The sequence below is a fragment of the Bacteroides sp. AF32-8BH genome (assembly GCF_003435205.1).
In the GTDB taxonomy this organism is placed as follows: domain Bacteria; phylum Bacteroidota; class Bacteroidia; order Bacteroidales; family Bacteroidaceae; genus Bacteroides; species Bacteroides ovatus.
Map to the genome: position 1 here is coordinate 89,082 of NZ_QVLZ01000024.1, position 10,598 is coordinate 99,679.

3 protein-coding genes are annotated in these 10,598 nt (G+C 39.6%); all 3 read right to left on the reverse strand.

Going from position 1 to position 10,598, the window contains the following annotated elements; genetic code table 11:
- Positions 1 to 40: 40 nt before the first annotated feature.
- Positions 41 to 3,322 carry a glycosyl hydrolase gene (locus DWZ47_RS17490; protein ID WP_117513976.1) on the reverse strand — a complete coding sequence of 1,094 codons (3,282 nt, stop codon included), beginning with the start codon at positions 3,320 to 3,322 and terminating at the stop codon, positions 41 to 43.
- A gap of 13 nt (positions 3,323 to 3,335) precedes the next feature.
- A complete protein-coding gene (locus DWZ47_RS17495; protein WP_117513978.1) occupies positions 3,336 to 7,628 on the reverse strand; it encodes a two-component regulator propeller domain-containing protein in 4,293 nt (1,430 codons plus the stop codon).
- Between the two features lie 100 nt (positions 7,629 to 7,728).
- Positions 7,729 to 10,260 carry a hypothetical protein gene (locus DWZ47_RS17500; RefSeq protein ID WP_117513980.1) on the reverse strand — a complete coding sequence of 844 codons (2,532 nt, stop codon included), beginning with the start codon at positions 10,258 to 10,260 and terminating at the stop codon, positions 7,729 to 7,731.
- Positions 10,261 to 10,598: the final 338 nt, after the last annotated feature.

Consider the following 10,598-nt stretch of genomic DNA (forward strand, 5'->3'; position numbering starts at 1 on the left):
GCACAAACCGGATTTAAGATAAGCAATCATATCATTTCGACTAACGAACTACCAGATAGACATTTCCGATAATCCCTGATGGCACCAAAGTATCTTTTGAAGTCGCAATCGTAGGATAAGCATAGGTAAACCGTTCATTTTGTGGTAATGATGCATCACCAATCATTCTGTTCATTAATGAATTTACCACATGTATCTCTAAAGAATTCTCCCCTTCAACTGCCCAACGAGTCAAATCCGTTTCCCAAGGTGAACACCACAAGGTTGAAACTTCATGTCCATTCAGATAAATCCTAGCCAGCGAACCTAATTGATCAAAACTCAACAGGATCTGTTTATCCTTTTCTTTTTTGTCTATATGGATGTTCTTTTTATAAACAGCTGTTCCCGAATAATAAACGATGCCCGGCTCTTTTTTCTTACTCCAATCAGTCAATTGTGTAAAAACCATCTCGCCCGGTCCGCCCCATCTTGGATCAAAGTAAACTTTCCAATCTCCGTTAACAATATACTTCCTTGCTTTATCTGTTGTAAATCCTCTCGCAGGCAAAGCATCATTTTTTCTATCCGAAACTATAATAAACCCGGATTCTCGAGCAGCAAGTGACAATCTTAATGACAAGCTATTTTCTCCAAGTATAGCAGGAAGCGAATAACACTCTCCCGAAACCGGGTCCCAATATTCTGCATATCTCCTGTCTGTCCGTAAATGAATAGAATCACTGAACACATTCTTACTATGATTATTTACAAAATAAATATCAACATCTGGCAAATGACGATGAGTGAAATACATCCTGTCTTCCGGTTCATTTCCACTCTTTAAAATAATGTCCGGACGGATTTCTTCCTTCCGTAAAGCCTCTTCCAAAGTCATCCCCCAATACACATGCCCTTTTCCTAAAGAATGAACTCCACTTTCCTTTTTCCCGGTTCCCCACAAGGCAGTTACCATCTTATCATATTCATTATCATGCATCCGTTCGGCCAAAGATACAGGATATGCAGGACGATCACCATATAACGGAACTCCCTGCTTCACCAAAGCAGCAATATGCCGAAGGGCAGCCAATGTCATTTCACAATCTTTCTGCAGGACCAACATACGATATTTCATACCATCCGGCAATACAATATCTCCATCCAAAGCTTTAGTTCTATTAATCAGGGCATCCGTAGTACACACGTCAAAGTTATATCCCTCCGACATCTCCGGCAAACGATAAGAAAGTAATTTCACAGGCGGATTATCGCCCAGATAAACACATAAATCAACAACGGGAATACCCTTTCGTAAAAGTCCCGCACATCTCGCCTGATAATCCCAAAACGGGCAGCTATAATTCCAATAAGTGTTATTTCTATTCAGGCAATAGTGCCTGCCACCCCCTGTATTGCCAGGAATTTTATCAGTCCAGGGCTGATAAGCAGATGCACATACAACAAATTCATTACTTCCGAAAGCTAATACATAATCAGCCAAATTCTTTAAATCAGCTAACGAATGAGAAAATTTAGCGTCCGTAAACGCCTCGGCAGAAGCCACTCTTTTACCGTAAAGATGAGCAGCGGAAGACGCCTCTTTTATATCATAACTTCCTTCAGTTTGATAAGCCCAAAACTCTCCCTGTGGTTTCTGCACCCTACCTTTCGCCTGAATATTATCGCCTACAATATTCAAAGCATTCCCGATAGCCTGTGCTGTAAAATCAAGGCCAGCATCGAGGCATAGGCTATCTAACGTACCATAATAACGATCAGATATTAAATCGGCAATAGTGCGTCGCATATCATATAGAAAACGGTCTGAAACTTCAGCAGAACCGACAACATATCCCATCAAAGCAGGAAGATAAGGATGGATATCATACCCCTTGCGTTTCATGAATTCCTGCTCGAATCCTGGAGTCCAGTTCTGCGCCCCCGCTTCATGGCTATCCATTATCATTCCGGATGGCGGACAACCTCTGACCGACAATGAATCATAAATGACTTTAAAATAATTTTTCCACTGAACAATAGCCGCTTCCGCAGACATCTTATCACATTCCAAACCTTTTAACCCGGTACGTCCATGCTTGGTATATCCTCCCTGTGATTCGTGGGCAAATCTCATTATCATCCATTCCCCTTGTGGAACATTCCAGTTCAAAACTCCATTTCCATCGACCAGTTTTGTCAAATCAATAACATCAGCCGGATTTATCGCATCTGTCGAAGGTAAAGATGGTCTTTCTTCATTTTCTATAAAGTCCGAATTAAAACCGGCTTTATCTTCCCAATTATTCACTTTTTCTTGTGAAGAAAGCAGTAATCCTCCAATCAATAATTTCGAATATCGATTCTTACTATCTGCCCAATCATGCAGATGAATCCTGAAAAAGCGGCTTTTGACCTCCGGAAAAGTTACCGTATGTTGCCTGCACTTTGTCGACACCCCTTGGTAAACAGGTTTCAACTTACAAACTTTTTTATAATGCAAACCGTCATCCGAAGCCTCCAATTCCCCCATATCGGGCAATGCTTCATACATAGCTCCATAAAACTGATCGGATGAATGACCGGGAATATTCATGGCACATGTACGCGCTTTTCCTCTGGGGTTAGCACTATAAGTAAAACTCCGGGCTGAAAAAGGACTCCTAAAATCCATTTTTATATATACAGATTCTCCCGGAAGTAGTCTGGGCATTTCAACCAACTTCCCATTCTCAACAAATAGAGATTCAAGGGATAATCCTTCCATATTAGAAGACAATTCCGGTTTCCTGCTTATACTCGTTTCCACAGTTCCAGTAACAGGAAAAGCGATGACTGCAAAATCCCAAAATTCAGATTGTGATGTAGGTAAAGGAAGACGACCGGAAAACCGGCAATTTCCACTGACAACTGTATCGCTGGCAACTACCTTTTGCATACTAAGTTTCTTCGTTATCCAAGGGCCTCCGGCTACATAACCGTTAGAGACATTCACCTCAAATGTCAATCCCAACCTTTTAGCCTCGGATGCCGAAAAAATCAGTTTCTCCCACCAGTCTTTCGAGAACACGGGAGAAGCATCAGTTCCTTTCCCGTGCACCTGATCGTAATACACCACTCCTCCGATTCCGGCCTGCTTAAACGCTTCCAAATCAGCAGTTATTCCTTCCTTTGTGGTCTCCGTTTCACCATGAAACCACCATAATTTAGTGCGGGCTGAATCATTTGGGAATCTAAATTCCTGCCGTAGCAAATCTATATTTCCCTTCTCTTGCTTAACTGAAGAATGCCCGCACAAAACTAAAAGTCCCCCTAACAACAGGGTCCTGTAGAACATCTTCATATTGTATAATAAATTACTTTTTAGAATCGCTTCTCTCCCCTTTCTGGTAAGCAGAAGGAGATACTCCAAACTGTGCCTTAAAACATTTACTGAAATAAAGAGGATCATTAATACCCACTTTATAAGAAACTTCCGCAACAGTCAGATCCCTTTCGGTCAAAAACAATTCAGCAGCCTTCTTCATTCGTACGACACGCAAATACTCATTCGGTGAGTATCCGGTCACGCCCCGTAATTTCTTATAAAATACAGTTCGTCCCATCCCCATCATCTGCGCAAATTCATCAATAGAAATGTTGTATTGAGAATAAATCTTTTCCACCACAGCCACCAACTGATCTGCAAACTCCTTATCCCGGTCCGTGTTACATAAAGCAGGGCGTACCACCCCCGGTTCACTGGAAAATTTCTTCCGCAACTTTTCGCATTGCTCTATCAGTCGGAACACCTGCGCAAGCAAAAGCTTAAAACTAAATGGCTTTGCAACATAAACATCCGCTCCCGCTTCAAGTCCTTCCAGGTGCTTATCCGGTGAAGTCAAGGCAGTCAGCAGAATAATAGGAATATGACTTGTCGCAAATTCAGTTTTCAGTTTCTTTGTCACTTCGAAACCGGTCATCCCGGGCATCAATACATCGCAGATAATCAAGTCTGCGTCATAGTTGCATGCCTTCTCAAATCCGGATATTCCATCCGCAGCCACTTCTACTTCAAAATAAGCACTAAGCTCCTCCTGCAGGAACCCACGAATATCATTATCGTCTTCGATGACTAATATTTTATGTTTTCTTGACGTTGTGATTGTCTTTTCATGTTCCTGACATTCCTCTGAAAATTCCTGCAAATGGTGAGTCTGCATATTCGCTTCTTCCAACAGGAGATTGCCGGGAACCAAGAAGTCTTTTTCCGAATAAACAGTTTTATCAGTCGGAATACATACCGTAAATACGGAACCTCCCCCTTCATTATCTTTATATTCAATCGTTCCCTTATGCACCTGCACCAATTCATGGCTCAAATGCAACCCTACTCCAATGCTATCTCCGGAGAAACTACTTTGCATAAAACGTTTAAACAATTCTCCCTGCTTTTCTTTAGGAATACCTACTCCGGTATCCGCTACCTGAATGTATAAACACTTCTTCACCTCATCCACATTCACAGAAAACAGAATTGTCCCACCCGAAGGAGTATACTTAAAAGCATTTGAAAGTAAGTTATACACCACCTTATCCAAATTACCTTTATCAATAAACATTTTATAGGATGGTACAGACGGCAAAAAGCGGAAATCCATATTCTTCTGTTCTGCTACGTCACTGAAACTTAAATATATTTCGTACAGGAAAGCAACTACATCAGTTTCCTGCAGAGAAAGAGCCAACTTGTTGTTCTGCATTTTTCTGAACTCCAGCAACTGATTAATCAGCCTCAACATACGTTGTGTACTTTTATCCATAACTTTCAACGGATGCAATAAGGCTTGTGGAATATCATCCGTCCGGTACATTTTCTCCAATGCTCCTTGGATCAATGTAAGCGGAGTACGGAATTCATGAGAGATATTTGTGAAAAATACCAGTTTATACTCTGTCAGTTGTTTTTCAACATTGATGCGGTTGCGCAACCTATTGAAATTAAAAATGATACGATATGTAAAGTACAAAGCTATTAATATCAGGATGAAATATCCGAGCATAGCCCAATTCGTTTTCCAAAACGGAGGCACGATAACAATCTTCAAGGTTGTTTCGGTATCATTCCAAATACCGGCACCATCACAATATTTCACATGGAAAATGTAACTGCCCGGCTCCAGATATTTATAAGTGGCAAAACTTAACGAAGACGGAACATTCCATCCCTTGTCATAGTTTTCCAGCCAATACATATACTTGATTTGACCATTATCCGAATAATCGAGAGTAGAAAAATCAAGCATAAAAGAATTCTGGAAATATTTCAATGTAATCTTATCCGAATAGGCTAAAGATTCTTGCAAAGGAGAACCCGGCATATTAGGCTTCACCTGAATTCCATTAACGGACAATCCTGTGATAACAATAGGAGAAAGCAATCTCTCTGTTGGAATCTTCTTCGGGTCAATAATCGTCAATCCGTAGTTTGTTCCAAAAATCAGTTTACCGTCTGCACCCATACACGCACTGTTCTCGCTATACACATTTCCTAATGTATAAGATGAGAAAAAATAATTCTCGAAAGAATGGCTGTTGGGATTGAACCTTGAAATTCCATATTCCGTAGCAATCCATAATTGTCCCGAATAATCTTCTAAAATAGATTGCACCATATTATTAACCAGTCCTTCCGCTATTCCATAATGTGTATATTTCAAAGACTGACAGTCGTCTGACAGTTCGCATAGATTCAGCCCGGCACCCGAAGTACCTACCCACATGCGCCCTTTGCTATCACGAAACAGGCAACGAATCTCATTGCTGCAAAAATTGCCATCAGTGTAGCTGAACAAATGATAGTTATCTTCATTAGCAATCAATGAGTCAGGGTGGAATATGCAGATACCTTCACTTGTGCCCATCCATATCATCCCTTTCTCATCTTCTGCCATTACTCTGACTATCCGTAAGCCATACTTCTTTCCTTGAAAGAAACGACGGAACTTATATTGTCCTTTTTCCGTTGATTCTGCCAGATCCAGTCCTCCTCCAAATGTTCCCACCCACATACGATCTTTCTTATCGCGAAGAATGGAATAAATATTAGAATGAGATAAGGCAAAAGGATTAGACGGATCCGTTTTATACCACGTATCTCCTATTTTTAGTCCGTCTCCCCGGGTTCCTATCCATATATTCTCCCGACTATCTTCTGAAATCGCATAAATATTATAGGGCAAATAATGATTATCTATCTTAGTTTTCAGATGAGAATCATAATTATACAATCCACCTCTACGGGTTCCTACCCATATATCCCCATTCGACATTTTAGTCAGTAACCGGATTGTATTCGAACGGTCAAAAACATCCGGTGATTCTGGATAGACATGTGTAATGCCTTTATTTGAAATGGAAATATGAGACAAACCGGAATATTCGGAGCTTACCCATATTCCTCCTGTTCTGTCTTTCATCAAACATAACAAAAAATCTGACCCTATAGGTCCTGCATTCTTCCCTTCGGAAACAAAGTGTTCCAACCGATCTTCCTGAATATCGTAGGTGAAAAGTCCGTTTCCATAAGTTGAAATCCACACAATCCCCCGGTCATCACGCACCACATGATAGCGTTCATAATCTATATATTTCATCTTCTCTTCAGGAATCAGTTGAAAATTCTTTATTTCTCCGCTCTTCGAGTTTATATAATAAATTCGTCCAGTGTTATTGTAAGCCCAACAATCTCCATAATTGTCATGAATCACTTTTCCATTATTTATTTTCAATTCCCGGCAAGGAGTTATTTGAAAATTCTGAAAATCAAATTCATATACCCCTTCGCTGGAAGTAAATATAACCCATTTATCTTTTATCAATGAATGTGTACTGACAGATGTATTACCGGCAATAGCAGACAGCGACGCTAAACAGTCTATTTTTTTCGATCCATTTACACAGCGATACACATCTCCACTCTTTGTCAGAAAATACATATCCTCTCCATGAGGGAAAGAAGAAGAAAAATTCAATTTCCTATCGATAAATTCAACTTTCCCTTTATAAACAGACGCAAGTCCCTGCATGGTACCAATCCAGATCCTGCCACTAGAATCTTCATTTATAAATTTAATCCGGTCATCGGGCAGGTTTCCAAATTTCGTTCTAAACTTCACAGAGGTCATAGTCCGATCGTCCTCACAAACAATTTGACGCACACCATTCCTTCTATGCCAAAGCCACACATCTCCATTAGAGGACATAAATATTTCTGAATAGTTCTCTCCATCACTTCCGGTACCGGTAAAATCTACAAAACAAGCTTTCTGTAGATCATAACAGCTGAATAATTCCGGCACAGTCTTTATCCACAAAAAACCATTCTTATCCTCTGCCACATGTTTTATTCTGTTATCTGCTAAAGAAATCCGATCGTGTTTCCCGCTTTCCAACTGATAAGTAAGAAAAGTATTTCCATCATAACGGGTCAATCCGTCTAAAGTACCCAACCATAAGAACCCTTTACTGTCCTGAAACATGCATCGTACAGAATTACTAGGTAGCCCATCACTGGTTCTCATTTGTTTGGAACTAAGTTCAATATCAGCATACAAATCCGATAAAGAAAAACTAAACAAAACGAAAAGGCATAATAATTTATATTTCATATAGTGCTTTGGGTTATTTTGATTGCTGGTTACAAAGATACATCTTTTGCACTGCAACATAGAATGTAACACTATGAAAAAGTAAAATCTCCATATAAATTTATTCTTTAATAATACACTTCCCACGATTTATCCCCTCTGCATTGATCGTCATTTGTCGACAAGTAGCATTATTATAAAAACTAACGTTCACTTTTCCATTATTATCAGTCCTCACATCAGGATTCCAATACAAAGTTCGACGAAAATCTATATCTCCCGGAACAGTATTACTATGATTTACCTGATAGAATTCTCTTACAGGAGAAAAGGCTTTGAAAAAAGTATAACGCATTCCCTTCTTATACTTGTCATGCAACACATCGTTATATAAACGGACGATGAATAATACCAGCCTTTGGTTAGCCTGAAAAACAGCATCATGTAAATGTCTCATACTATAAAAATCTGATGTCGGATCACTCGGAGGATAATAGCCATAATTACTATCTATGTTTCTCACTATCCAAGCCCGAAGATTTCCATCATACACTTCTATTGTTTTTATATTCTCTATCGGATGATCGGAAGCACCGATGCCCTTTCGCGGATTAACAGAACCTCCACCATCTAAAATATAACAAATAGCACTATTAGCATACGTATACGCAGTATCTACCATGTTTACCGCAGAAATATTTCTTTCCATATATTCCCCCAATGTTCCTGGATAATCCTTCCCTTGATCCATCAGCCTACTAATATCCTTTTCCACATCACAAACCAGATCCGGAAATATCTCATTCTTTATCTGTTTTTTCTTTATCACCACTTGGGGAAGATTCTGTATCATACCTAAAACATTACTATTGGCCAGACTATCTGAAGTGTCTGCAAAAACAATAACCGTATCCTTCACCTGAAAGTCCGAAATAGAATAACTGCGGGCTTCCGGACTAAAAAGGCGGTCGAGCATAATCCTGCAATGTTTCGGTTTGCCTTTCGAAGTCACAGAAAGAGCCAGCTGCCATTCACCGTCTACTGCCGCATGATCCGGCAACAGGAAATGGAAACGCCCTTTTTTGTCAGTTTTGCAATGACCATGGAAAGAAGCACTATCCTTAACAATCCAAAATACAACATCCACATTCGCTTCCACCTTATTCTTGAGTAAAGATTTCACTACACCACTCACTGGTAAACCCTCTTCAGCATAATGTGCCACATGAAAAGGAGATACCCCCGCCATCACCTGCCAATTGTAACGGCGCCACCCCTGTACCATCATCAACAAGTCCAACTTCATACGATTACTACGGTCGTCCGTCCCGAAATATTGCATCGGATGAGCGATGTAACCTCGTATTTCAGAAGAGAGCAACAAGTCTGTCAGGATATTCTCATGATAACCAGTATGAATTTCTGTGCCGGCATCACGCACAGACAATGAAAAACTGCCTGACACAGGATTACCGGACAAATCTTTCACAGCAAGTGATAATCTCACCTTTTCTAAAGGTTTATAGAAAGGTTTATCCGCCTCCACCGTAACACAGCAATATTCTAACGGAGCACGATTAAAAGCCAAACGGTCTGCCAAAATTTTGCCATCCTGATTATAAAGAGTAAATTGAAGGCAACCGGCAGGAAGTTTTCCTTTATCCAATTGATAAATATAAGGTTTATCACCCAAAATTAAAGCTTCTGCTGAATAAACTGTACCACGACATGATACAGAAACGGCTAAAGTATCAGCCGGCAAGTCCGGAGATTTTTGCAGATGTACCTGATAAGTCTCTGCATCCAAATCTGTCACACGCATCACATATCCTGAAGAAATAATGTTTGAAAAAGAAAAGTCATATTTCTTTCCATCATAATCGGCTACAATTTTATATGTAGTCTTATCAGGAATCATTTCAAAAAATCCCATACCTTGGTGATAAGTGGAGAAATATGAAACCAGTTCACCGGAAGAATCATATACCGCACCTGTTATATTCAAATCTTCTCCATTCTCTCCTGTAGCTTTGAAACCGATTCTCGAACGTAACCCAACCACAGCATTTCCTCCTTCAGGATAAAAGGAAAGGTTGACTTTCTTAGCTTTTGTGGTCTTTTTACGTTCGTCTTTCAAGCCAAAACCACTATCCATCTTCCGATCAGTATAATACCCTTCTATTTCCGGAGAATCATAAACAGGAAATACACGAGAAAAAATACAATCGTCACCAAAATTCAACATACTTCGAGTGTAAGCACGAACTTCATAGAACCCACTATGATAACGGGAACTCAAGGCAAATTCACCATGACATTCGCCATTTTCAAGCTTTAATTGGCGGTCATCCACTACCATTCCTTGTGGAGTCAACAGCTCTACATGTAACACTTTGCTTAAAGTTGTGGGACGAAGTTGCTCTGCAAATACCGCATAAGCCTTAAACCAGATAGTATCACCCAAATAATATCCGGTATTGTCAAAATGAAGATACACCTTTTCTTGAGGGTTCAGTTGGTTGAATTGATTTATCGCTTTTACATAGCCAGGTAATGAACGGACACTTATAGATTGGGCGTATAATGGTGGAACTATTATAATATATAATAGTAAAATAGCGAAAATTGCTTTTATTTTAGTTATGTGTTTCATGACTTTTTAAGATTTACACAAGCAAAACTAGCCAAAAGGAATAATGAATACAAAAAACTTAGCAGGCTATTTCGAAACAAGGATTATTATCCATATTTATGTCATTTTTTCCATATACAGACCAATGATTTGCATTGGTTTATAATCGGTACGGTTTTGAACAATTCAATGCTTTTCTCTATAACATAATTCTTCCATCTCCTTCACTTTTCTCTGTTTCTTCGATAAATAAGGAGTTTGCAGGTGAATAGTCGGTCTTTCACCTTCTCTTCATCGTGAATCAAATCGTAAGCGTCTCCGCGATTCTATATAGTGTATTAAAATAAAAAGGCTAATGA